The organism is Castellaniella defragrans (assembly GCF_014203015.1).
GTDB lineage: Bacteria > Pseudomonadota > Gammaproteobacteria > Burkholderiales > Burkholderiaceae_B > Castellaniella > Castellaniella defragrans.
The window spans coordinates 33,895-57,388 of the sequence record NZ_JACHIB010000010.1; the positions used below are offsets into that span (position 1 = coordinate 33,895).

20 protein-coding genes are annotated in these 23,494 nt (G+C 70.0%); 1 reads left to right on the forward strand and 19 read right to left on the reverse strand.

The genetic code is table 11. The annotated features are described in order from the left end of the window. Window positions 1–136 precede the first annotated feature (136 nt). Window positions 137–2,125, forward strand: coding sequence for a sigma-54-dependent Fis family transcriptional regulator (locus HNR28_RS09495; protein ID WP_184142804.1), 1,989 nt, complete (start codon window positions 137–139; stop codon window positions 2,123–2,125). A 151-nt stretch (window positions 2,126–2,276) separates the two neighbouring features. On the opposite strand, the gene rpoD is transcribed toward HNR28_RS09495, so the two are convergent. From rpoD to ndk, 19 genes are all read right to left on the reverse strand, one after another. Continuing rightward, window positions 2,277–4,472, reverse strand: a complete 2,196-nt coding sequence (gene rpoD, locus HNR28_RS09500) for an RNA polymerase sigma factor RpoD (RefSeq protein WP_043681948.1) — start codon at window positions 4,470–4,472, stop codon at window positions 2,277–2,279. A 256-nt stretch (window positions 4,473–4,728) separates the two neighbouring features. After that, on the reverse strand, window positions 4,729–6,729 hold the full coding sequence (gene dnaG / locus HNR28_RS09505; RefSeq protein ID WP_184142807.1) for a DNA primase: 2,001 nt from the start codon (window positions 6,727–6,729) through the stop codon (window positions 4,729–4,731). Beyond that, on the reverse strand, window positions 6,730–6,942 hold the full coding sequence (rpsU, locus tag HNR28_RS09510; protein ID WP_043681943.1) for a 30S ribosomal protein S21: 213 nt from the start codon (window positions 6,940–6,942) through the stop codon (window positions 6,730–6,732). A 389-nt stretch (window positions 6,943–7,331) separates the two neighbouring features. Then, window positions 7,332–7,895 (reverse strand): phosphoribosyltransferase, encoded by a 564-nt coding sequence (locus tag HNR28_RS09515; protein ID WP_043681940.1) that lies wholly within the window; start codon window positions 7,893–7,895, stop codon window positions 7,332–7,334. Between the two features lie 89 nt (window positions 7,896–7,984). Next, on the reverse strand, window positions 7,985–9,280 hold the full coding sequence (locus HNR28_RS09520) for an adenylosuccinate synthase (RefSeq protein WP_151024693.1): 1,296 nt from the start codon (window positions 9,278–9,280) through the stop codon (window positions 7,985–7,987). Window positions 9,281–9,365: 85 nt separating this feature from the next. Then, window positions 9,366–10,535, reverse strand: a complete 1,170-nt coding sequence (locus HNR28_RS09525; RefSeq protein ID WP_151024700.1) for an ATP phosphoribosyltransferase regulatory subunit — start codon at window positions 10,533–10,535, stop codon at window positions 9,366–9,368. A 20-nt stretch (window positions 10,536–10,555) separates the two neighbouring features. Then, entirely contained in the window at window positions 10,556–11,455 is a 900-nt protein-coding gene (hflC, locus tag HNR28_RS09530) for a protease modulator HflC (RefSeq protein WP_151024694.1), read from the reverse strand. 9 nt (window positions 11,456–11,464) lie between these two features. Next, entirely contained in the window at window positions 11,465–12,781 is a 1,317-nt protein-coding gene (gene hflK / locus HNR28_RS09535; protein ID WP_043681931.1) for an FtsH protease activity modulator HflK, read from the reverse strand. Then, window positions 12,750–13,856 carry a GTPase HflX gene (gene hflX / locus HNR28_RS09540; RefSeq protein WP_043681928.1) on the reverse strand — a complete coding sequence of 369 codons (1,107 nt, stop codon included), beginning with the start codon at window positions 13,854–13,856 and terminating at the stop codon, window positions 12,750–12,752. The genes hflK and hflX overlap by 32 nt, the downstream gene beginning before the upstream one ends. A 72-nt stretch (window positions 13,857–13,928) precedes the next feature. Next, window positions 13,929–14,165: an RNA chaperone Hfq gene (hfq, locus tag HNR28_RS09545; RefSeq protein WP_043681925.1), complete on the reverse strand. Its 237-nt coding sequence runs from the start codon at window positions 14,163–14,165 to the stop codon at window positions 13,929–13,931. A gap of 90 nt (window positions 14,166–14,255) precedes the next feature. Continuing rightward, window positions 14,256–15,338 carry a histidinol-phosphate transaminase gene (gene hisC, locus HNR28_RS09550; RefSeq protein ID WP_043681923.1) on the reverse strand — a complete coding sequence of 361 codons (1,083 nt, stop codon included), beginning with the start codon at window positions 15,336–15,338 and terminating at the stop codon, window positions 14,256–14,258. After that, on the reverse strand, window positions 15,335–16,741 hold the full coding sequence (gene der / locus HNR28_RS09555; protein ID WP_043686398.1) for a ribosome biogenesis GTPase Der: 1,407 nt from the start codon (window positions 16,739–16,741) through the stop codon (window positions 15,335–15,337). Before der ends, hisC begins: the two co-directional genes overlap by 4 nt. After that, window positions 16,734–17,885 (reverse strand): outer membrane protein assembly factor BamB, encoded by a 1,152-nt coding sequence (gene bamB / locus HNR28_RS09560; protein ID WP_043681920.1) that lies wholly within the window; start codon window positions 17,883–17,885, stop codon window positions 16,734–16,736. The genes der and bamB overlap by 8 nt, the downstream gene beginning before the upstream one ends. A gap of 4 nt (window positions 17,886–17,889) precedes the next feature. Continuing rightward, window positions 17,890–18,528, reverse strand: coding sequence for a YfgM family protein (locus tag HNR28_RS09565; protein ID WP_043681918.1), 639 nt, complete (start codon window positions 18,526–18,528; stop codon window positions 17,890–17,892). A gap of 8 nt (window positions 18,529–18,536) precedes the next feature. Next, window positions 18,537–19,820 carry a histidine--tRNA ligase gene (gene hisS / locus HNR28_RS09570; protein ID WP_043681916.1) on the reverse strand — a complete coding sequence of 428 codons (1,284 nt, stop codon included), beginning with the start codon at window positions 19,818–19,820 and terminating at the stop codon, window positions 18,537–18,539. A gap of 4 nt (window positions 19,821–19,824) precedes the next feature. After that, entirely contained in the window at window positions 19,825–21,135 is a 1,311-nt protein-coding gene (ispG, locus tag HNR28_RS09575) for a flavodoxin-dependent (E)-4-hydroxy-3-methylbut-2-enyl-diphosphate synthase (protein WP_151024695.1), read from the reverse strand. Continuing rightward, on the reverse strand, window positions 21,132–21,635 hold the full coding sequence (locus tag HNR28_RS09580) for a helix-turn-helix domain-containing protein (protein ID WP_043681913.1): 504 nt from the start codon (window positions 21,633–21,635) through the stop codon (window positions 21,132–21,134). The genes ispG and HNR28_RS09580 overlap by 4 nt, the downstream gene beginning before the upstream one ends. Continuing rightward, on the reverse strand, window positions 21,632–22,783 hold the full coding sequence (gene rlmN / locus HNR28_RS09585; RefSeq protein WP_043681911.1) for a 23S rRNA (adenine(2503)-C(2))-methyltransferase RlmN: 1,152 nt from the start codon (window positions 22,781–22,783) through the stop codon (window positions 21,632–21,634). The genes HNR28_RS09580 and rlmN overlap by 4 nt, the downstream gene beginning before the upstream one ends. Window positions 22,784–22,854: 71 nt before the next feature. Then, entirely contained in the window at window positions 22,855–23,280 is a 426-nt protein-coding gene (ndk, locus tag HNR28_RS09590; protein WP_151024696.1) for a nucleoside-diphosphate kinase, read from the reverse strand. Window positions 23,281–23,494: the final 214 nt, after the last annotated feature.

The window sequence follows — 23,494 nt, forward strand, 5'->3', positions numbered from 1 at the left end:
CCACGGTGGCATACTGGATCCGATTCGGCTTTCAAAACAGGGACTTGTCGCATTTTGCGACAAGCCGCGCCGCAAGCGGCGACAGTCTTCGGCGCGGATTGCGACAGCATCCGCGACACCCCGCACGGAGGACTCCATGCAGACACCGCCCACGATCCACCTGGCGCCGGGCGCCCGCCCGCAGGCGGCGACGCGCATCCACCAGTCCTGGGCGCGCTGCGCCGACCTCGATCCCGCATTGCTGGCCGATCCCAATCCCCTGCCCCGCGCCGACCTGGACCTGCGCCGCGAGGCCCACCGGCACCTGTTGCGCGCCGCCGAGCCCAGCCTGGGGGCGCTGGGCACGCTGGCGGATTCGGCGCACAGCGTCGTGCTGCTGGCCGACCCCAGCGGCCTGATCCTGCACGAACGCGGCAGCCGCAGCTTCCAGGACAAGGCGCGCCGCGTGGCGCTGCAGCCCGGCGTCAGCTGGGCCGAGCCCCTGCGCGGCACCAACGCCATCGGCACGGCCCTGCACGACGGCCGCGCCGTGCGCATCCACGGCGCGGAGCATTTCCTCGCCTGCAACAGCATCCTCAGCTGCCACGCCGCGCCCATCTTCTCGGCCACCGGCGAGATCCTCGGCATCCTCGACCTGTCCGGCCCGGCCGACGACATGCGCGACACCATGCTGGCCCTGGTGCAGCGCATGGCGCGGGGCATCGCCGACCAGATCCTGGGCGAAAGCCCGCTGCGCCGGCTGGATTTCCGCCTCGGCCGGGGGCCGGAGGACGACGGCCACGCCCTGCTGCTGCTGGACGACGATGCCCGCATCGCCGGCGCCAACGAGGCCGCCCTGCGCGCGCTGGACGCCGACTGGGGCCGCCTGATCGGCACGCCCTGCGCGCAATGGATCGACGGGCCGCTGCGCAGCCGCGACGCGCCGCTGCACCGCCACGACGGCCAGCCCCTGACCGGCCGCCTGATCGGGCCGCCGCCCGCGCCGGCACGCCCCGCGCCCGCGCCGCCGGCAACGGCGCGACCCCCGGCCCCGGCGCCCGTCCGCCCCACGGCCCGTCCCCTGCCCGAGCCCGACGCGGTCAGCAGCCCCCTGCTGGACCAGGCCGTGCGCGCCCTGGACACGGGCCTGGCGGTCCTGCTGTGCGGCGAGACCGGCACGGGCAAGGAAGTCCTGTCGCGCCACATCCACGCCCGCAGCGTCTGGCGCACCGGGCCCTTCGTCGCCATCAACTGCGCCGCCCTGCCTGAGCACCTGGTCGAATCCGAACTCTTCGGCTACGAGCCGGGCGCCTTCACCGGCGCGCGGCGCGAAGGCGCGCGCGGCCTGCTGCGGCAGGCGCAGGGCGGTGTGCTGTTCCTGGACGAGATCGGCGACATGCCGCTGGCGCTGCAGACCCGGCTGCTGCGGGTCCTGCAGGAGCGCGAGGTCCAGCCCCTGGGCTCGGACAAGCGCGTGCCCCTGGAATTCGGCCTGATCAGCGCCAGCCACCAGGACTTGAAGTCACTGGTGGCGCAGGGCCGGTTCCGCGCCGACCTGTACTACCGCCTGCAGGACATGCCGCTGCAGCTGCCGCCGCTGCGCGCGCGGCCCGACCTGGCGGCCTTCATCGGCGACGCCTACCGGGCCCTGGAGGGCCACCTGGCCGGCGATGCGCTGGCCGCGCTGGCCCGCCACGACTGGCCGGGCAATTACCGGGAACTGTTCAGCGTGCTGCGCCGGCTGCGCTGCCAGCACCCGGGGCCCGCGCCCGTCGCGGCCCGCGACCTGCCCGGAGACATCGCGCCGCCGGCCTGCGCGCCCGCCGGTCCAGACGGCATCGGCCCAGGCGGCATCGGTGCGGACGGCATCGGTGCGGACGGCATCGGCCCGGACGGCATCGGTCCGATCGCCCTCGCCGATGCGTTCCGCGGCGGGGCGCCGGCGGCCCGGACCGGTGCCGGCATCGGCATCGGCACCGGCCTGTCGGACACGGACACGGGTGCGACCCCGCCGGCCGCGGGCCTGCGCGCGCTGGAACGCCAGGCCATCGAACAGGCCCTGCGCGCCTGCCAGGGCAACGTCAGCCGCGCCGCGCGCCGCCTGGGCATCCACCGCAGCACGCTGTACCGCAAGCTGAAAGGCTGAGGCGCCGGGAGGATGGGATGCTGAAAGGCCGGGACACCGGCGGTTCAACGAACCGGAAGACCGGGACGCTGAAAGACTGAAGCGCCGAAATTGAAACGGGGCCGCCCGAAGGCGGCCCCGTCGATCCGGCAACGGCCCGGAAAGGCCCTGGTCACTGCCCTTCGAGGAAGGACTTGAGCTTGTCCGCGCGGCTGGGGTGGCGCAGCTTGCGCAGGGCCTTGGCCTCGATCTGGCGGATGCGCTCGCGCGTGACGTCGAACTGCTTGCCGACTTCTTCCAGGGTCTGGTCGGTGCTCATCTCGATGCCGAAGCGCATGCGCAGGACCTTGGCTTCGCGCGGGGTGAGCGAATCCAGGACTTCCTTGACGACGTCGCGCATGGAGCCGTGCAGCGCCGAATCGGACGGCGAGACGGTGCCGGTGTCCTCGATGAAATCGCCCAGGTGGGAATCGTCGTCGTCGCCGATGGGGGTTTCCATCGAGATCGGTTCCTTGGCGATCTTGAGGATCTTGCGGACCTTGTCTTCCGGCATGTCCATCTTCTGCGCCAGCGTGGCGGGATCCGGCTCGGCGCCGGTCTCCTGCAGGATCTGGCGGTTGATCCGGTTCATCTTGTTGATCGTCTCGATCATGTGCACCGGGATGCGGATGGTGCGCGCCTGGTCGGCGATCGAACGGGTGATGGCCTGGCGGATCCACCACGTGGCGTAGGTGGAGAACTTGTAGCCGCGCCGGTACTCGAACTTGTCCACGGCCTTCATCAGGCCGATGTTGCCTTCCTGGATCAGGTCGAGGAACTGCAGGCCGCGATTGGTGTATTTCTTGGCGATGGAAATCACCAGGCGCAGGTTGGCCTCGGTCATTTCGCGCTTGGCCTTGCGGGCCTTGGCTTCGCCGGTGGCCATGCGCTTGTTGACGTCCTTCAGGTCCTTCAGGGGCAGCACCACGTTGCGCTGCAGTTCGATCAGCTTCTGCTGGATTTCCTGGATCGCCGGGGCGTGGCGCGCCAGGGTCTCGGAGTAGTCGTGGCCGGCGGCGACTTCCTCGTCCACCCAGCCGAGATTGGTCTCGTTGCCGGGGAAGGCCTTGATGAAGTGGTTGCGCGGCATGCCGGCGCGGGTGACGCAGATCGCCATGGCGGCGCGCTCCTGGGCGCGGACTTCGGCGACCTGGGCGCGCAGGGCGTCGGCCAGGCGCTCGACCATCTTGGCGGTGAAGCGCACGCCCATCAGCTGGGCGTGGATGGCCTCGCGCGCCTGGACGTAGGCGGCGGAACGGTAGCCTTCGGCCTCGAAGGCCTGGCGCATCCTGTCGAACCAGACTTCGACTTCGTCGAAGATCTTGAGGGCCTTGGTGCGCAGGTATTCCAACTGCTTGCTGCTCATGCCGCCGGCCGGGCCGTCGTCCTCGTCCGAGGCCACGCCGGAGCCGGCGTAGTCCTCGCCTTCCTCGTCGATCAGGCCGTCCACGACCTCGTCGATCTGGGCCGAGCCCTCGCGCACGCGGCGCACGTGTTCCAGGATCTCGTTGACCGTGGTCGGGCAGGCCGCGATGGCCATGACCATGTGCTTGAGGCCGTCCTCGATGCGCTTGGCGATCTCGATTTCGCCTTCGCGGGTGAGGAGCTCGACCGTGCCCATTTCGCGCATGTACATGCGCACCGGGTCGGTGGTGCGGCCGAAGTCCGAATCCACGGTGGTCAGGGCGGCCTCGGCCTCGTCCTCGACGTCGTCGTCGCTGGCGGCCGTGGGCACGTTGTCGCTCATCAGCAGGGTCTCGGCGTCCGGCGCCTGGTCGTAGACCGAGATCCCCATGTCGCTGAAGGTGCTGATGATGCCGTCGATGGCCTCGGCGTCCACCAGGTCGTCGGGCAGGTGGTCGTTGATCTCGCCGTAGGTGAGGTAGCCGCGGTCCTTGCCGAGCTTGATCAGGATCTTCAGGCGGTTGCGCCGGGCTTCCTGTTCCTCGGGCGTCATCTGGCTGCGCGAGGGGCTGTCCTTCTCGCCCTTGGCGCGCTTGCCGCCGCGCTTGGGCAGCGGCTTGAGGTCGGGAATGACCTCGCCGTCCTCGACGTCGTCGTCCACGTAGTCGGCCCCGTCGCCGCCGGCGTTCTTGGCCGGACGGCCGGGCTTGCGCCCCGAGGGCACGGCCTTGGCGGCCTTTTTCACAGCCGCGGGCTTTTCAGCCGCGGCCTTGCGGGCGGCCTTCTTGGCCACGGGCGCTGCGGACTCCGCAGCTGCCACCCCGGCCGACTTCACCTCGGCTTCGGGCGCGACGCCCGCCGCCTTGGTTTTCTTGGCAGCCGTTTTTTTGGCGGCCTCGGGGGCCTTGCCAGTTCCTTGGGTCATGTGTGGGTTCCGTAGGGGTGCACCGCGGGTTGTACCACGATATGCGACAACTTATTGAAAACCATATAGTTTACTGCATCCGGCAGACAGTGACATTTTCAAACCGTGACATCTCTCCACCTCCCGGCCTGCAGGCCGGTCGGATTCGGCCGGCGGAGCCATCTCCAAATTGTGGCATCTCTCCACCTCCCGGCCTGCAGGCCGGTCGGATTCGGCCGGCACAGGACAGTCCGCAGGGACTGTCCTGTGTCCGGCCTCATCCACCTCCCGCCTTGAGGCGGGCCAGGCGGCGGCTGAGCTCCTGGTAGCGGCGGCGGTCTTCCGCCGTCTCCAGCCCCGATTCGATCAGCCGGTCGCACTGGTCCTGCACCGTCTGGCGCTCGATGGCCCGCAGGGCGTCGTCCCATTCGGCCTGCGGATCGGGCAGGTCCTGGGCCATCAGTTCGGTGGACAGGTCCTGGATCGCCCGCGCGAGGTCCGATTCGGGATCGGCGGCCTGCAGCAGCGCCCCGGCATGCGCGGCGCCGCAGGTGCTGGCCAGGCCGATGAGCTGCCTCACCAGACCCAGATGGGGATGATGGGCGAGTAATTCAAGCTGGTGGTCGCCCAGCCCCGCCACCAGGGCGGGATGCGCCAGCAGCAGCCGCAGCAGCCGGCGCGCCATGGGCGTGACCTGGCGCGATCCCCCGCCCCGGCGCGGCGGGCGGCCCGGCGCGCGCGGCGCCTGCGGCGGCGCGTCGTCCAGCCACGGCGGCACGGCGTCCGGCGCCAGGCCCGCGCCGAGGTCCCCGGCGCCCGGCCAGGGGCCGTCTTCCGGCTCCGGCGCATGGCCGCCCTGCCCCCGGGCGAACCGCGCGGCGCCGCCCGAAGCGGGGGCCGCGCCGCCCTGCCCCTGCCCCTGCCCCTGCCCCTGCCCGGCCGGCCGCCGCCCCGTCCCGGGAAGCGGTCCAGGGGCGCCGGCCGCCGGCGCGGCGGCCAGGAGCTGCGCCAGTTCCTCGGGCGTCAGGCGGACCTGGCGGGCGAATTCGCGCTCCAGCTGCAGGCGGAATCCGCCTTCGGGCATCTGCGCGAACAGCGGCCGGGCCTCGTGCACGCAGGCGGCCCGGCCCTCGGCCTCGTCCAGGTCGTGGCGCCCGGCCAGCTCGTCGAGCATGAAGCGCGACAGGGGCACGGCCTCGTCCAGATGGGCGCGCAGGGCCTGGACGCCGTAGGCCCGCACGTAGGAGTCCGGATCGTGGCCTTCCGGCAGGAACAGGAAACGCATGGAGAGGTCTTCGGCCACCCAGGGCAGGCAGGCCTGCAGGGCCCGCCAGGCGGCCTTGCGCCCGGCGCCGTCGCCGTCGAAGCTGAAGACGATGCGGTCGCTGGCGCGGCGCAGCTTGCGCAGGTGCTCGGGCGTGGTGGACGTGCCCAGCGTCGCCACGGCGTTGTTCAGCCCGTACTGGGCCAGGGCCACCACGTCCATGTAGCCCTCGACCACCAGCACGCAGCCCTCGGCGCGGATGCCGGCGCGCGCCTCGTGCAGGCCGTAGAGCTCGTTGCCCTTGGAAAACAGGCTGGTCTCGGGGGAATTCAGGTACTTGGGTTCGCCCGGCTCGATCAGCCGGCCGCCGAAGCCGATCAGCTGGCCGCGCTGGTTGTGGATGGGGAACATAATCCGGCCGCGGAAGCGGTCGTGGCGCCGGCCGTCCTCGGCTTCGATCACCAGTCCCGATTCCAGCAGGGCCGGGTCCTCGTAGTGCGTGAAGACCGCCGCCAGCCCGCGCCGGTCGCGGCTGGCCCAGCCCAGGCCGAAGCGCGCGGCGATCTCGCCGCTCAGGCCGCGGCGCTTCAGGTATTCGACGGCCTCGGGCGCCTGCTTCAGGGCGGCGCGGTAATGCGCCTGGGCCTGCTCCAGGATGTGCTGCTGGCGCGAGCCTTCCTCGCGGCGTTCGCGGTCGGCGGCGCGCTGGCGGGGGCTGCGGGGTTCTTCGGGCACGGTCATGCCCACGCTGGCCGCGAGGCTGCGCACGGCCTCCGGGAACGGCGCCCCGGTGTGCTCGCTCAGGAACCGCAGCGCGGTGCCGTGCGCGCCGCAGCCGAAGCAATGGTAGAACTGCTTGGTCGGGCTGACGGTGAACGAGGGCGTCTTTTCATTGTGAAAAGGGCACAAACCCAGCAGGTTTGCGCCCCCTTTGCGCAGCTTGACGTACCGGCCGACGACGTCGACGATATCGACGCGCGCAAGCAGTTCCTGAATGAAGGATTCAGGAATCAATCAATAGAGTCGCGGCGGCAGTTGTTGGCTGCGGATGCGCTTGTAGTGACGCTTGACGGCGGCGGCACGCTTGCGCTTGCGCTCGGCCGTGGGCTTTTCATAAAACTCGCGCGAGCGCAGCTCGGTGAGAAGCCCCGTCTTTTCGATGGTGCGCTTGAAGCGCCGCAGGGCAGCCTCGAAGGGCTCGTTTTCTTTGAGGCGGACAATCGGCATGTAAATCCTTGAAAGCCTGTAAATTCATGGACGTCGGAAATTCGATCCCGGTGCGCCCACGGTGAAGTTAAAGGAAAATTCCTGGTTAGACGAAAGATTCTAGCACGAATCCAGGCGGGAAACCATGGTTCGCGTTCTTCCAGGGTGCACCTCGGCCGATTGGCCCACCCCGCACACCAAACCCCCGCCAGTCCCCGCACGCCACCGACCCCAGGCCCGATGGCCTCTGGGCGGAGGGACTGTTCGCAGCCTGTCCCGGAACCCGGGGGCCGGCGGGCCGGGCGCATGCAGAAAAATCCGCGAAAGAGTCCAGCCGCAAGTGAAAACCGGCGCGCCCCCCGGAAAACGGGACCCGAGCCGGAAAACAGGGCCCGAGCCCAAAAACAGGATTACTTCGACGAATCCGGATACGCCGTGCGCACGCCCTTGCGGATCCAGGATTCCAGCTGGTGCGGACGCAGGCTGTCGTAGTCCTCGAAAGGCTGGTGGATCCAGGGGTTGGTCGGCAGGTGCTCGACGAAGTAGTCGGGCTGGACCTTGGCATGGCCTTTTTGCCACAGCACGGCGGTGCGCAGTTCGGTGATGCCGGGAAACTGCCTGACCAGGTGGTCGCGCACCCGGGTGAAGGTCAGGCCGGTATCCACCATGTCGTCCACCAGCAACACCCGGCCGTCCAGCGTGCCGCGCGTGATGGTGATGAACTGGGCGATGTCGAGCTGGCCCTGGACCGTGCCGGCCGCCTCGCGGTAGCTGCTGGTCGCCAGGATGCCCAGCGGCAGGTCGAAGATGCGCGACAGCACGTCGCCCACCCGCACGCCGCCGCGCGCCAGGCAGAGGATCTTGTCGAAGGCCCAGCCCGATTCGTGGACCTGCAGCGCCAGGCGCTCGATCAGGCCATGGTACTGTTCCCAGCTGACCCAGAGGTCGCGCTCCGTGCTCGGTGGCATGCTCATCGGTGTTTCCCGTTCGAGTGAAGAAGAATGAAAAAAAGAAGAATGAAAAAACCGCAAGCAGGCTTGCGGTTTCGGGGTGTTCCGGCGCGTCAGCCCTGCAGGGGATTGCGCAGGACGATGGTTTCCAGCCGGTCGGGGCCGGTCGAGACCATGTCGATCGGCACGTCGCAGACTTCGGCGATGCGTTCGAGGTAGCGGCGCGCGTTGACCGGCAGCTTGTCGTATTCGGTGATGCCCACCGTGGACTCGGACCAGCCGGCCATTTCTTCCAGCACGGGCTCGGCCTCGGCGGCGGCATGGGCGCCGTAGGGCAGCACGTCGAGGAACTTGCCCTTGTAGCGGTAGCCCACGCCGATCTTGAGCTGCTCGACGCCGTCGAGCACGTCCAGCTTGGTGATGCACAGGCCCGTCAGGCCATTGATCATGACCGAGCGCTTCATGGCCGCGCCGTCGAACCAGCCGCAGCGGCGCGGACGCCCCGTGACCGAGCCGAATTCCTTGCCCACCGTGGCCAGGCGCAGGCCGGTGTCGTCCAGCAGCTCGGTGGGGAACGGGCCCGAGCCGACGCGCGTGGTATAGGCCTTGGCGATGCCCAGGACGTAGTCCAGGACCTGCGGGCCGACGCCCGCGCCGGCCGCCGCGGCGCCCGCCACACAGTTGCTGCTGGTGACGAAGGGATAGGTGCCGTGGTCGATGTCCAGCAGCGTGCCCTGCGCGCCCTCGAAGAGCAGGTTGTGCCCGGCGCGGCGCGCGATGTGCAGGTTGCTGGAGACGTCGGCCACCATGGGCTCGAGCCGCGGCGCCAGGCCCATGACCAGGTCGCGCACCTCGCCGGCGTCTACCGGCTTGGCGTCCAGGTAGCGGGTCAGCACGAAATTGTGATAGTCGAGGACCTCGGCGAGCTTTTCGTCGAACACGGCCGGATCGTACAGGTCCTGCACGCGCAGCGCGCGGCGCGCGACCTTGTCCTCGTACGCGGGGCCGATGCCGCGGCCCGTGGTGCCGATCTTGCCTTCGCCCTTGCGCGCCTCGCGGGCCTGGTCCAGCGCCACGTGGTAGGGCAGGATCAGCGGGCAGGCGGCGGAGATCTGCAGGCGCGAACGCACGTCCAGGCCGGCGGCTTCGAGTTCGCCGATCTCGGCCAGCAGGGCCTCGGGCGAGAGCACCACGCCGTTGCCGATGTAGCAGGTGACGTGCGGATGCATGATGCCCGAGGGGATCAGGCGCAGGATGGTCTTGCGGCCGTTGATCCACAGGGTATGGCCGGCGTTGTGGCCGCCCTGGAAGCGCACGACGCCCTGAGCCGACTCGGCCAGCCAGTCGACGATCTTGCCCTTGCCTTCGTCACCCCACTGGGTGCCGATCACGACGATGTTCTTGCTCATAGGTCTTTCAAAAGGCGACGGAATGCCGCCATGGGAAACGGGTTAGTTTATACCATCGGTGACGATGTCCGGCGGATGCCGCCGCTCAGGCGGCGCCGTCCAGGGGGCGCAGCGCCCAGCCGTCGCCGGTGGCGGCCAATTCCTGATCGACGAAGAATTCGTCCGGACGCTGGGATTCGCCCGGCAGCGCCTGGATCACCACGCGCCCCTGGGCGCGCAGCGCGCGGATGGCATCCGTCAGGGCGGGATCGTCGGACCAGGGCGCGCGGATGGCCTGGATGGGCCGCGCGTCGGGCAGGCCCGCGGAGAGCTTGCGCAGGTCCAGGCTGAAACCGGTGGCCGGCCGGGCGCGGCCGAACTTGCGGCCGATGCCGTCGTAGCGGCCGCCGCGCACCAGGGCGTCGTGCCAGCCCGCCGCGTAGATGGCGAACATGACGCCGGAGTGGTAGCCGTAGCCCCCCCCCATGTCCGCCAGGTCCAGCGCGATGGGCGCGTCCGGCAGGGCCGCGCACAGGGTCCGCAGGTCGTCCAGCGCGGCCCGCAGGGCCGGCAGGGCCGGCAGGCATTCGCGGGCGCGGTCCAGCACCGGCAGGCCGCCGTACAGGGTGGTCAGGGTGCGCAGCGCGGCCAGGCTGTCGGCGCGCGCGCCGCATTCGGCGCACAGGGCTTCCAGGCCGGGCGCGTCCTTGGCGCTGAGCAGGTCGAAGACCGCGTCCCCGGCCTCGGCCAGGGCCGGATCGGCGTCCACCAGGGCGCGTCCGACGCCGGGATGGTTCAGGTCCAGGCGCGGCTGGCGCACGCCGGCGCGGCGCACGGATTCCAGCGCCAGGCGGATCGATTCGATGTCGGCCTGCACGCCGGCGTGGCCGAAGATCTCGGCGCCGATCTGCAGCAGCTCGCGGTCGGCCATCAGGCCGGCCGCGCGCGCATGCACCACCGGCCCGCAATAGCACAGCCGGGTGACGCCCTCGCGGTTGAGCAGATGGGCGTCGATGCGCGAGACCTGGATGGTCATGTCGGCGCGCACGCCCATGGTCAGGCCCGAGAGCTGGTCCACCAGCTTGCAGGTGCGCAGGCGCAGGGCCTCGTCGTTGGCCGGCATCAGGGAGTCGAGGTATTCCACCATCGGCGGGGCGACGAGCTCGAAGCCGTAGGTGCGGTAGAGGTCCAGCAGTTCGCGGCGCAATTCCTCGATGCGGCGCGCCTCGGCGGGCAGGACGTCCGACAGGTTTTCCGGCAGCAGCCAGCTTGACATCATGGTCGGTCGGTCCTCGTTCAGCGTACGGCGGGCTGCGCGGCGGACTGGCCGCCCGCGGCGCGGTCCCAGAAGCGGAAGAAGTCCGAATCCGGGCTCAGGACCAGAGTGCCGTTCTGGTCGGCGAAGGCCGAGCGGTACGCGTCGAGGCTTTTGTAGAAGCTGTAGAACTCGGGGTCCTGGCCGTAGGACTTGGCGTAGATGGCGGCCGCGGTGGCATCGCCCTCGCCGCGCTTGGCCTGGGCTTCGGCGTAGGCCCTGGCCAGGATTTCCTGGCGCTTGCGGTCGGCCTCGGCGCGGATGCGTTCGCTGTCGGCCGCGCCGCTGGCGCGCAGGCGGTTGGCTTCCTGCTTGCGTTCGGCTTCCATGCGGCGGTAGACGGATTCGGAGATCTCCGGCGCGAAATCGATGCGCCGCAGGCGCACGTCGACCACGTCCACGCCCAGCGGCTGGGCGCGGCGCGCCACGGCGGTCTGGATTTCCTTCATGATGGTGTCGCGGTCGCTGGAGACGACCTGCTTGACGGTGCGCACGTTGACGGCGGCATTCAGGGCGTCGCGGATCTGCGCCTGGAGGCGTTCGACCGCGGCATTGCTGTTGGCGCCGAAGGTGACGTAGTACTGGCGCGGATCGGCGATGCGCCACTTGACGAAGGAGTCGATCAGCAGGTTTTTCTTTTCGGCGGTCTGGATGCGTTCGGGATCGCGCGTCTCGATGGTCTGCAGGCGCTTGTCCAGGTAGACGACGTTCTCGAAGGGCGGCGGGAACTTGAAGTACAGCCCCGGCTTGGTGATGGTTTCGCGGACTTCGCCCAGGGCGAACAGCAGCGCGGAATCGCGCTCGCGCACGACGAACATGCACGAGGACAGCACCGCGACCAGCACGACCAGACCGACCAGGGCGGGAAAAAAGCGTTGCATCTTGGGCTCCTAGTTGGAATACGGGCTGGTCATCAGGCCGTCCAGGCCGGAGGGCACGCCCCGCTGCGACGCACGGCCGGAGCCGGACTGCCCCTGGGCGGCCTGGGCGCCGCCGGCGGCGGCCGGCGCCGATCCGCCGGACGAGCCGGCGTCGCGCGAACCCGATGAGGAGGAGCCCCCGGCCGTGCGCGCGGCCTGGCCCATGATCTTGTCGAGCGGCAGGTAGAGCATGTTGTTGCCCACCGGCGCGTCGATCATGATCTTGGCGCTGTCGCTCAGGATGTCCTGCATGGTTTCCAGGTACAGGCGCTCGCGCGTGACGCCGGGCGCCTTGGCATATTCGGCGGCGATGCTGTCGAAGCGCGAGGTGTCGCCCTGGGCCTGGCCGATGACCTTGGCGCTGTAGCCTTCGGATTCCTGGATCATGCGGGCCGCCTGGCCCTCGGACTCGGGAATGACCTTGCTGGCGTAGGCGTTGCCTTCGTTGATCTGGCGCTCGCGGTCCTGGCCGGCCTTGACGGCGTCGTCGAACGCGGCCTGGACCTGCTCGGGCGGCTGGACGTTCTGGATGGCCACGGTGGAGATCTGGATGCCGGTCTTGTAGCGGTCCAGGATGGACTGCGCCAGGGCCTGGACCTCGGAAGCGACCTCGGTGCGGCCCGAATACAGGACGAAGTCCATGGGCTTGCGGCCGACGATCTCGCGCATGGCGGTCTCGGCCGCCTGGCGCACGGACTCGTCGGGCTGGCTGGTGTTGAACAGGTAGGCCGGGGCGCCGTCGGGCAGCAGCCGGTACTGCACCACGAACTGCACGTCGACGATGTTCTCGTCGTTGGTGAGCATCAGCGATTCGGACAGGACCTTGTTGCGCGACGAGCCGCGGAAGCCGACCTCGAAGGTGCGCAGCTGGGCGATGTTGACCGGCTGGGCGGCCTCGATGGGGTACGGCAGGCGCCACTGCAGGCCTGGATTGAGCGTCTTGACATACTGCCCGAAGCGGGTGACGACGGACACCTGGCCTTCCTGGACGATCATGAAGCCGCTCGCCAGCCACAGCAGCACGGCCGCGACGACCAGCAGCAGCACGAAGCGGGGCGAGGGCCCGGGCAGGGACGGCAGGCCGCCGCCCGAGGGCGGACGGGGACCGCGTCCGCCGCCGCGGCGGCCGAACAGGCTGTTCAGGCGCCGGCTGAAATCGCGCCAGACCTCGTCGAGGTCGGGCGGGCCGGAGGATGGGTCGGGCTTGCCGCGGGAGTCGTCGTTCTGGTTCTGGCCGCCCCGCCCCCAGCCCGGATCATTCAGGTTGAACAGTTTCATCAAACGCATTGTTTCCCGTAGGCTCCCCACCAAATTCAACGATCGACTGCCGCAAGCCGTCCAGCCCGCTGCGCTGCAGGGCGCTGACGAAGACTCGCGCAATCGTACCATGTTCGTTTCGCTCGACCCGCGGCTCGTATCCCGCCACGTCGATTTTGTTGTAGACCAGGATCTGCGGGATTTCGTGGGCGTCGATGTCGCGCAGGACCTGGTTGACCGCCGCGGCCTGCTCGTCGCGCTGCGGGCTGGCCGCGTCGATCACGTGCAGCAGCAGGTCGGCATGGACGGTTTCTTCCAGGGTCGCCCGGAAGGCGGCGATCAGCATCGGCGGCAGCGACCGGATGAAGCCCACGGTGTCGGACACGACGACCTGGCCGGCGCCTTCGATCCAGACGCGGCGCGTGGTGGTGTCCAGGGTGGCGAAGAGCTGGTCGGCGGCGTAGGCGTCGGCCCGCGTCAGGGCGTTGAACAGGGTGGACTTGCCGGCGTTGGTGTAGCCGACCAGGGACACCGACAGGGTCTTGCCGCGCACCCGGGCGCGCCGCTGGGTGAGCCGCTGGCGCTGGACGCGCTCCAGGCGTTCCTTCAGGGCGCGCACGCGCACGCCGATCAGGCGTCGGTCGGTTTCCAGCTGCGATTCGCCGGGGCCGCGCACGCCGATGCCGCCGCGCTGGCGTTCCAGGTGGGTCCACATCCGGGTCAGCCGGGTGGACAGGTGCTGCAGCTGGGCGAGTTCGACCTGGAGCTTGCCTTCGTGGCTCTTGGCGCGCAGGGCGAAGATGTCCAGGATGAGCGCCACCCGATCGACGACGCGGACCTCGAAGTGGCGTTCCAGGTTGCGCTGCTGGGCGGGCGTGAGGGCCTGGTCGAAGAGCACGACCTCGGCCCTCGTGGCCTTGACCAGGGCGGTGGCTTCCTCGATCTTGCCCGAGCCGATGAAGCCGGCGGCGTCCGGCCGGCTGCGCCGCGCGGTGAGGACTTCGACGATGTCGGCCCCCGCCCCGCTGGCGAGCATGAGGAATTCCTCGGCATGGGCCGCGTAGTCGGGCTCGCCCAGGTCGACGCTAATGACGAGCGACTTCATGTGCAGCCCATCACAAAACGAATGCCCGCCGGGCCGGGGCGCGCGGCGGGCGAAAGGGTGGATGACGGCGGATTATTCGGCAGAGTCGTCCACCTGGAAGGAAACGGGGCGGGCAGGCACGACGGTGGAGATGGCGTGCTTGTAGACCATTTGGGTGACCGTGTTGCGCAGCAGCACGACGTACTGGTCGAAGGATTCGACCTGGCCCTGCAGCTTGATCCCGTTGACCAGGTAGATCGAGACGGGCACGTGGTCCTTGCGCAAGGCGTTCAGGAATGGGTCTTGAAGAATTTGCCCTTTGTTGCTCATGGACGAGGCTCCGGTTATTGAAGTTATGGTGGAGGTTCTATTTTAATGCGTTTCGCCATCGGTGCTTTGCGGCCTCGCCGCCGGCCCGGTTCAGGCCGGCACGGACAGCCATGCGCGCAGCGCAGCGCACAGGCGGGCGCACTGTTCCGGCGTACCCACGGTGATGCGCAGGTGCTGGTCGATGCGCGGCACGCGGAAATGCCGCACCAGGATGCCGGTCTCGCGCAGGCCGGCGGCGATCGCGGCGGCGTCGCGCTGCGGATGGCGCGCGAAGACGAAATTCGCCTGCGAAGGCAGCACCTCGAAGCCCAGGGTGCGCAAGTCCCGTGCCAGTTGCTCGCGGGCCTCGATCACGGCGTGCCGGGTGCGGTCGAACCAGGCCTCGTCCTCGATCGCCGCCTGGGCGCCGGCGAGGGCCACGCGGTCCAGGGGGTAGGAATTGAAGCTGTCCTTCACGCGCGTCAGCCCGGCGATCAGGTCGGCGCCGCCCAGCGCGTAGCCCACCCGCAGGCCCGCCAGCGAACGGGACTTGGACAGGGTGTGGACCGCCAGGACGTTGGGGCACTCGCCGATCAGCGCGGCCGCCGATTCCGCGCCGAAGTCCACGTAGGCCTCGTCCACCACCACGGCGCTGTCGGGGCGCGCGCGCGCGATGGCGGCGATCTCGTCCAGGGACAGGGCGCGGCCGGTGGGCGCGTTCGGATTGGCGAAGATGACGCCGGCGGGCTCGGGATCGGCCGCGCCGGTGTAGTCCGCCGCCCGCAGGACGAAATCCTCGTCCAGCGGGATCAGCCGGTGCGGCACGGCGTACAGGCGGCAGTAGGTCTTGTAGAAGCTGTAGGTCACGTCGGGCAGCCACAGCGGCCGGCCGCCGCGCAGGAACAGCGCGTTGAAGACGTGCGCCAGGATCTCGTCGGAGCCGTTGCCCAGGAACACCTGGTCGGGCGCCAGGCCGAAGCGGTCCGCGATCGTGCGGCGCAGGTCCAGCGCCTGGTAGTCGGGGTACAGGCGCATGTCGTCGGACAGGGCGGCGCGCATGGCCTCGATCGCCCGGGGCGAGGGCCCGTATGGATTTTCGTTGGTGTTCAGCTTCAGCAGGTTCGGAATGCGGGCCTGCTCGCCCGGCACGTAGGGAACCAGGCCGGCGATGTGATCGCTCCAGAGCGTGCTCACGACTCGTCCTTCAGATAGGGATTGTGCGAGGATTTGAATTCGACCGACAGCGGCGTGCCGGCCAGCTTGAAGGCGTCGCGGAACTGGCCTTCGAGGTAGCGGCGGTAGGAATCCGGCACCGCGTCCAGGGCGTTGCCGTGGATGATGATGCGCGGCGGATTCTGCCCGCCCTGGTGGGCGTAGCGCATCTTGGGCCGGAAGATGCCCTTGCGCGGAGGCGGCTGCTGTTCCACGGCCGCCCGCAGCACGCGGGTGAGCTTCGGCGTGGACAGCTTGGCGAAGGCGGCGGCGTGCGCGGCTTCGACGGCCTTGAGCACGGGGCCGACCCCCTGCCCTTTCAGGGCCGAGAGGTTCAGTACGCGGGCGAAGGACAGGAAGCGCAGCTTGCGGTCGTATTCGCGCTGCACCCATTCGCGCTGTTCGCGGTTCACCGCATCCCATTTGTTCAGGCCCACCACCAGGGCGCGGCCGGCTTCTGTGATGAAGCCGGCGATGTGGGCGTCCTGGTCGGAAATGCCTTCGCGCGCATCGATCAGCAGCAGCACGACGTTGGCGGCCTCGATCGCCTGCAGCGTCTTGATGACCGAGAACTTTTCCACGGTCTCGAAGACCTTGCCGCGGCGGCGCAGGCCGGCGGTGTCGATCAGCGTGTAGCGGCGGCCGCCGCGCTCGAACTCGATCTCGATGGCGTCGCGCGTGGTGCCGGGCAGGTCGTAGGCGATGACGCGGTCCTCGCCCACCAGGGTGTTGATGAGGGTGGACTTGCCGACGTTCGGCCGGCCGGCGATGGCGAGCTTGATGCGGTGGTCGGGCGCGCCGCCCTCGCCCGCCGCGCCTTCGTCCGCCGCGTCCGGGTGCGCGGCATCCTCGGCGGCCTGCTCGGCCGCCCGCTCGGCCAGCAGCGGGGCGAGCGCCTCGTCGGCCAGGGCCGACACGCCGTCGCCGTGCGCCGCCGAGATCGGGTGCGGCTCGCCCAGGCCCAGTTCGTGGAACTGGGCCAGATCGGCGTGATGGCGCATGCCCTCGGCCTTGTTCACGGCCAGCAGCACGCGCTGCCCGGACTTGCGCAGCAGGCGGGCGATTTCGTGGTCGTGCGCATTGATGCCTTCGCGCCCGTCCACCAGGAAGATCACCACGTCGGATTCGGCGATGGCCTGGGTCGTCTGGCGCGCCATCTCGACCAGGATGCCGCGCGTGGCGACCGGCTCGAAACCGCCGGTGTCGACCACGATGTAGGGATGCTCGCCCACCCGCCCCTCGCCGTAGTGGCGGTCGCGGGTGAGCCCGGAGATGTTCGCCACCAGCGCCGCGCGCGAACGCGTCAGGCGGTTGAACAGGGTCGATTTGCCGACGTTCGTGCGCCCGACCAGGGCGACGACCGGCTTGAAGCGCGTATCAGCCACCAACGCCCACCAGGATCAGCTTGCCGTCGCCCGTCTGGACCACCACGCCATGCGGGGTCGGCACCAGGGCCGAGACGACCGGCCCGCCGCCCACCTGCAGGCGGGCCATCGGGGCGCCGTCGGCGCGCGACAGGAAATGCAGGTAGCCTTCGTAGTCGCCCACGGCCACGGCGGAGCCCGCCGGCACGGGGGCGCTCAGGCGGCGGTTGAGCAGCGCCGCCTGTTTCCAGAGCTCGTGGCCGTCCTTCAGGTCGAGCGCATGCACCGTGTCGCTCGCGTCGGCCAGATACAGGCGCTGGCCGTCGGTGTTCATGCCGGTGGCGGAAGAGACTTCCCGGGACCAGACGGGGCGCCCGCCCTGGGACACGTCGAAGCAGGTCGTGCGGCCCTGGTAGCTGACGCCGCACAGCAGCGGGCCGACGACGACGGGCTCGCCGACCACGTCGGAGATGCGTTCCAGATCCGACGCCCCGCGCGAGGCAGAGACCGCGCCTTCCCAGCGCACGGCGCCGGAGGCGGCGTCGATCACCATCAGGCGGCCGTTGGGCATGCCGGCGATCAGCAGGTTGGGCACCGGCAGCATGCGGAAGCTGGTGCGCAGCGCCAGCGCGGGGCCGGGGCGCTGCACGTTCCAGCGCAGCTTGCCGGTGGCCGCGTCGAAGGCCTGGATGCGGTAGTCGGTGGTGCGCACCGCGACGATGCCGTTGCCCACGGCGGGCGGCACGTTGACGGCGCTGGCGGCCTGGCTGCGCCAGAGCTCCTTGCCCTGCGCGTCGTAGGCCAGGACCATGCCCGACTGGGTGGCCACCGCGATCACGCGCCCGTCGCTGCCGGCCCCGGCCGACAGCGCGCCGGCCTCGACGCGCCAGCGCAGCGCGCCGGAAGCGGCGTCCAGCGCCGCCACGGCGCCCGAGGGGGTGGCGGCGTACAGGGTGTCGCCCACCAGTTCGGGGGAGAAGCCGTAGCCGCCGCCGCTGCCGATGGAAGTCGACCAGCGCGCCGACACCGCCAGCGAAGGCGCGTAGTCGGTCAGCGGCGCGGGATCGAAGCGGGCGTCGGACTGGGAAAACAGGCCGCAGCCGGACAGCCCGGCGGCGACCAGGCCGACGAGCGCCGCACGAAACAGGCGGGAAGAGGATCGCATGGGGTCAGGCTCCGTTCAGGGCATCGATTTTCAGCTGGACGATCTGGGCGGCGGGATCCGCGCCCAGGGACTTGAGGGCTTCCTTCCAGGCCTGGACGGCCTGGGCGGGCTCGCCCTGCGCGGCCAGGATGTCGCCGCGGCGGTCGGCATACAGGCCGGCGAAGCCGGCGGGCGGCGTGCCCTGGAGCTGGGCCAGGGCGGGCTCGTATTGCTTCTGCGCCAGCAGCACGCCGGCCAGGCGCAGGCGGGCCACGGCGCGCAGCGCCGGGACGGTGTCGTTGCGCGCCAGCCATTCGAGCTGCTCGCGGGCGCCGTCCAGGTCCTTGCGTTCCTGCAGGGCCCAGGCCGCCACCAGCACGCCGCGCGCGGCGTAGCCGGATTTGGCGTAGTCGTCGCGCAGGGCGGTGCTGGCCGCCTTGATGCGGGCCACGGCGTCGTCGCCCGGCTGGGCCGCGGCGGCTTCGAGGGCCTCGTAGTAGCCCATGGCCTGGTTGGCCTGGTGCGACTGGTACCACTGCCAGCCGCGCCAGCCGGCGAACACGGCCAGCACGGCGAAGACCAGGGCCATGGAAAGCGTGCCGTAGCGTTCCCACCAGGCCTTCAGCGCGTCGAGTTTTTCCTGTTCTTCGAGATCGTATGCCATGCCTGTGTTCAGATCCTTTGTTGGAGGTGCGCGGCCAGCCGGTCGAAGGCGACCGATTCCTGCTGCCCGTCGCCGGCGGCGCCGGTACGCAGCCATTTCACGCTCGCCATGCCCGCGGCCAGCTCGTCCTCGCCGAGGACGACGGCGGCCACGGCGCCGCTGGCGTCGGCCCGGCGAAACTGTGATTTAAACCCAGTCGAACCGGCATGGACAAGTGCCCGCAGCCCGGCATCGCGCAAGGACTCGGCGAGCCGCGCCGCGCGCCGCTGGGCGGCCTCGCCCTGGTGGACCAGGTAGACCTGGCATTCGGCCGGATCCTGGTCGGGCGCGTCCTGCTGCCAGAGGTCGAGCAGGCGTTCCATGCCGATGGCGAAACCCACCGCCGGCGCGGGCTTGCCGCCCAGCAGTTCGATCAGGCCGTCGTAGCGGCCGCCGCCGCAGACCGTGCCCTGGGCGCCCAGGCGGTCGGTGACCCACTCGAAGACGGTCAGATTGTAGTAATCCAGCCCGCGCACCAGGCGCGGGTTGAGCGTGTAGGCGATGCCGGCGTCGTCGAGCCGGTCGCACAGGCCCCGGTAGTGCGCCAGGGACTCGGCGCCCAGGAAGTCGAACAGGCGCGGCGCGGCGTTGGCCATGTCCTGCATGGCGGGATTCTTGGTGTCGAGCACGCGCAGCGGGTTGCTGTGCATGCGGCGGCGGGCTTCCTCGTCGAGCACGTCGAGGTGCTTTTCCAGGTGCGCGACCAGGGCCGCGCGGTGCGCGGCGCGCTCGGCCGCCTGGCCCAGGGAATTGAGCTCCAGGCGGATGTCCTTCAGGCCCAGCAGGCGCCACAGGCGCGCCAGCATCACGATCAGCTCCGCGTCCACGTCCGGCCCGGGAAAGCCCAGGGCCTCGACGTCGATCTGGTGGAACTGGCGGTAGCGGCCGCGCTGCGGGCGTTCGTGCCGGAACACCGGCCCCATCGCGTAGACGCGGCGCGGACGGTCGTAGAGGAAATTGTGCTCGATCGCCGAGCGCACGATGCCGGCGGTGAATTCGGGCCGCATCGTCAGGCGCTCGTCGTTCAGGGGATCGATGAAGGAATACATTTCCTTTTCGACGATGTCGGTGACCTCGCCGATGCCGCGCGCGAACAGGCGGGTGTGCTCCAGCACCGGCGTGCGCAGGTTCTGGTAGCCGTAGGCGGCCAGCCAGTCGCGCACGAGCGCTTCGAGCCGTTCCCAGCGCGCGGTTTCCGGCGGCAGGGCATCCTTCATGCCGGTCAGGCCGGCGACTTTCTTGAATTCGGACATGGATTCAGTTCGTATGCCGCGCCACGACGCCCGGGCGGCGCGCGGGCTCGGCGCCCTGCTCCCGTCCGTAGCGCCGGGCCACGTAATTTTCGACGATGGCCTGGAATTCCTGGGCGATGTGGTCGCCCTTGAGCGTCACGGTGCGCTCGCCGTCCACGTACACCGGCGCGGACGGGACTTCGCCCGTGCCGGGCAGGCTGATGCCGATGTCGGCGTGGCGGCTTTCGCCGGGGCCGTTGACGACGCAGCCCATGACGGCAACGTGCATGTTCTCGACGCCGGGGTACCGGGTCTTCCAGACCGGCATCTGCGCGCGCAGGAAGGCCTGGATGCTGGCGGCCAGTTCCTGGAACACCGTGCTGCTGGTGCGCCCGCAGCCCGGGCAGGCCACCACCATGGGCGTGAAGGCGCGCAGGCCCATGGTCTGGAGGATTTCCTGGGCGACGACGACTTCGCGGCTGCGGTCGCCGCCGGGCTCGGGGGTGAGCGAGATGCGGATCGTGTCGCCGATGCCTTCCTGCAGCAGCACCGCCAGGGCCGCCGTGGAGGCGACGATGCCCTTGGAGCCCATGCCGGCCTCGGTCAGGCCCAGGTGCAGCGGGTAGTCGCAGCGGCGCGAGAGGTCGCGGTAGACGGCGATCAGGTCCTGGACGTGGCTGACCTTGCAGGACAGCACGATGGCGTCGCCGCGCAGGCCCAGTTCCTGGGCGCGCCCGGCGTTGCTGATGGCCGAGACCACCAGGGCCTCGCGCATCACCGCGTTGGCCGACCAGGGCACGGGCCGGGCGGCGTTCTCGTCCATCATCCGCGCCAGCAGTTCGTGGTCCAGGCTGCCCCAGTTCACGCCGATGCGGATCGGCTTGTCGTGGCGGCAGGCGACCTCGATCATCTGCGCGAAGTTGTCGTCGCGGCGCTTGCCGCCGCCCATGTTGCCCGGATTGATGCGGTACTTGGACAGCGCCTGGGCGCAGTCCGGAAACTGGGTCAGCAGCTTGTGGCCGTTGTAGTGGAAGTCCCCCACCAGGGGGACCGGCACGTTCATGCGGTCCAGCTCGTCGCGCAGGGCGGCGACCTGGGCGGCGGCCTCGGGGGTGTTGACGGTGACGCGCACCAGTTCGGAGCCGGCCCGCCAGAGCTCGCGCACCTGCTGCGCGGTGGCCCGGGGATCGGCCGTGTCGGTGTTGGTCATGGACTGCACCACGACCGGGGCGTCGCCGCCCACCTGGACCACGTGGCCGCCCCAGCGCACGGCGACGGCGCGGGTCGGCCGCCGGGGCGCGGCGGCCGGTTCGGGATTCACGGAATCGGCGGTCATCGACGCAACGCCCTCAGCCAATCGAACACCAGCCATTCGTCGGGCACCCAGCCGCGGTTGACCGCGTACACGCCGACCACGCAGAACAGCACCAGGATCAGCAGCAGCCAGGCCCAGGTGCGGTGGGCCGGCTCGCCCTTGGGCGTCATGTCGGCCTGCTGCAGGACGCGCCGGGCGCCCAGGGTCGTGACGGCGGGCCGCGGGCCGGTCGGGCCGACGGCGTCGTCGAGCAGCTTCAGGGCGGCATCGACGTCGGTGCCCAGGAAGCGCGCGTAGTTGCGCACCAGGCCGCGCAGGGGCACGCCGTCGGGCAGGCGCGGCCAGTCGCCCGCTTCCAGGTAGCCGAGCTGCACGGAGGAATACTTGATGCGCGCGGAGACTTCGGACAGCGACAGGCCGCGCGCCTCGCGCATGGCCTTCAGCGCATCGCCCAGCGTCAGCGCCTCCTGGCCCGGGGAGGTCTCCTGGCGCGGCAGCCCGTCGAGGGGGGTTTCGCTCATCCATGCTCCTTTTTGCGTATGACGATCTTCGCCCGGTCGGGCAGCCGTTCGGTGATGCGCGTCCGGTCGCGGACTTCTCCCGCCAGCTGGCCGCAGGCGGCGTCGATGTCGTCGCCGCGCGTCTTGCGCACCGTCACCACCAGGCCGGCGTCGACGAGCCGCTGGGAGAACAGGCGGATGCGCGCCGCCGGGGAACGCCGCAGGCCGGACTGCGGAAAGGGGTTGAAGGGAATCAGGTTGAACTTGCAGCGCACCCGCCTGGCCACCTCGATCAGCTGGCGCGCGTGCTCGTCGGCGTCGTTCACCCCGTCGAGCATAATATATTCAAAGGTGATGAAGTCGCGCGGCGCGTGTTCCAGGTAGCGGTTGCAGGCGTCGAGCAGCTCGTCGAGCGGGTGCTTGCGGTTCAGCGGCACCAGCCGGTCGCGCAGTTCGTCGTTGGGCGCGTGCAGCGACACCGCCAGCGCCACCGGACAGTCGCGCGCCAGGCGGTCGATCATGGGAACCACGCCGGAGGTGGATACGGTCACGCGGCGGCGCGACAGGCCGTAGGCGTGGTCGTCGAGCATCAGGCGCAGGGCGCCCAGGACCTGGTCGTAGTTCAGCAGGGGCTCGCCCATGCCCATCATGACGACGTTGCTGACGGCGCGGTGGGATTCCTCGGGCGGGGCGCCCAGGCGCGCGGCCGCGGGGTCTTCGCGCAGCGCGCGGTTGGCGTACCACAGCTGGCCGACGATCTCGGCGGTGCTCAGGTTGCGGCTGAAGCCCTGGTAGCCCGTGGAGCAGAACGGACAGGCCACGGTGCAGCCGGCCTGGCTGGAGATGCACAGCGTGCCGCGGTCGTCCTCGGGGATGAAGACGGTCTCGATGGCGTTGCCCAGCCCCATGTCGAACAGCCACTTGCGGGTGCCGTCGGCGGAGCGCTTTTCCAGGTTGAGCGGCGGCGCCTGCACGACGCAGTGGGCTTCCAGGCGGGCGCGGAAATCCTTGGCCAGGTCGCTCATGTCCTGGAAGCGGTCGACGCCGCGCTGGTGCACCCACTGCGACAGCTGGCGCGCGCGAAAGGGCTTGCCGCCCCACTGCGCCACGAGGGCTTCGAGGGAGGCCGGGTCCAGACCCAGGACGTTGATGGTTTCGGCGCCAGACATGGGGAAGGCTTGTGAGGAAAGGCTGCGGCGAAGCGGGCCGGTCCCCGGCATCGCCGGGGACCGCGCCGCGATCAGCGGCTGTGGATGTTGCTTTCGGGGAAGAAGAAGGCGATCTCGACGGCCGCCGTTTCCGGGGCGTCGGAGCCGTGCACCGCGTTGGCGTCGATGCTCTCGGCGAAGTCGGCGCGGATCGTGCCCGGCGCGGCCTTCTTGGGATCGGTCGCGCCCATCAGGTCGCGGTTCCTGGAGATGGCGGATTCGCCTTCCAGCACCTGGACGAACACCGGACCCGACACCATGAAATCGACCAGGTCCTTGAAGAAGGGGCGTTCCTTGTGCACGGCGTAGAAGCGCTCGGCCTCGCCGCGCGAGAGCTGGCGCAGCTGGGCGGCCACGACGGTCAGGCCGGCCTTCTCGAAGCGGGCGACGATCTCGCCGATGACGTTCTTGGCGACGGCATCGGGCTTGATGATGGAAAGGGTACGTTCAATAGCCATGGAAGTTTCCGGTAGGAATGGAAAACGGGGTTTTCCGGTGTAAATGTAGAATGACGACGCCGCGGCCGCCCCGAAGACCGGGCCGGCGACAGGGCTGGGAGGCCTCCGGGCAAGCGGCTGGGGGCTCCCTCTTGGTCAACCGCGCATTTTACCATGCGCAGTTTTCCCCCCATGCGCCTAAAATGATCGTTTTTTTGCCGCCGGCCCTCTTCGC

Coding starts and splice junctions, on each gene's coding strand:
- hflK (WP_043681931.1), bottom strand. CDS start 12,781: ATGCGTTTGATGAAACTGTTCAACCTGAATGATCCGGGCTGGGGGCGG.
- rpoD (WP_043681948.1), bottom strand. CDS start 4,472: ATGACCCAAGGAACTGGCAAGGCCCCCGAGGCCGCCAAAAAAACGGCT.
- HNR28_RS09495 (WP_184142804.1), top strand. CDS start 137: ATGCAGACACCGCCCACGATCCACCTGGCGCCGGGCGCCCGCCCGCAG.
- rlmN (WP_043681911.1), bottom strand. CDS start 22,783: ATGTCTGGCGCCGAAACCATCAACGTCCTGGGTCTGGACCCGGCCTCC.
- HNR28_RS09580 (WP_043681913.1), bottom strand. CDS start 21,635: ATGAGCGAAACCCCCCTCGACGGGCTGCCGCGCCAGGAGACCTCCCCG.
- HNR28_RS09525 (WP_151024700.1), bottom strand. CDS start 10,535: ATGTCAAGCTGGCTGCTGCCGGAAAACCTGTCGGACGTCCTGCCCGCC.
- ndk (WP_151024696.1), bottom strand. CDS start 23,280: ATGGCTATTGAACGTACCCTTTCCATCATCAAGCCCGATGCCGTCGCC.
- ispG (WP_151024695.1), bottom strand. CDS start 21,135: ATGACCGCCGATTCCGTGAATCCCGAACCGGCCGCCGCGCCCCGGCGG.
- hfq (WP_043681925.1), bottom strand. CDS start 14,165: ATGAGCAACAAAGGGCAAATTCTTCAAGACCCATTCCTGAACGCCTTG.
- HNR28_RS09520 (WP_151024693.1), bottom strand. CDS start 9,280: ATGAGCAAGAACATCGTCGTGATCGGCACCCAGTGGGGTGACGAAGGC.
- hflX (WP_043681928.1), bottom strand. CDS start 13,856: ATGAAGTCGCTCGTCATTAGCGTCGACCTGGGCGAGCCCGACTACGCG.
- rpsU (WP_043681943.1), bottom strand. CDS start 6,942: ATGCCGATTGTCCGCCTCAAAGAAAACGAGCCCTTCGAGGCTGCCCTG.
- hflC (WP_151024694.1), bottom strand. CDS start 11,455: ATGCAACGCTTTTTTCCCGCCCTGGTCGGTCTGGTCGTGCTGGTCGCG.
- bamB (WP_043681920.1), bottom strand. CDS start 17,885: ATGCGATCCTCTTCCCGCCTGTTTCGTGCGGCGCTCGTCGGCCTGGTC.
- HNR28_RS09515 (WP_043681940.1), bottom strand. CDS start 7,895: ATGAGCATGCCACCGAGCACGGAGCGCGACCTCTGGGTCAGCTGGGAA.
- HNR28_RS09565 (WP_043681918.1), bottom strand. CDS start 18,528: ATGGCATACGATCTCGAAGAACAGGAAAAACTCGACGCGCTGAAGGCC.
- hisS (WP_043681916.1), bottom strand. CDS start 19,820: ATGTCCGAATTCAAGAAAGTCGCCGGCCTGACCGGCATGAAGGATGCC.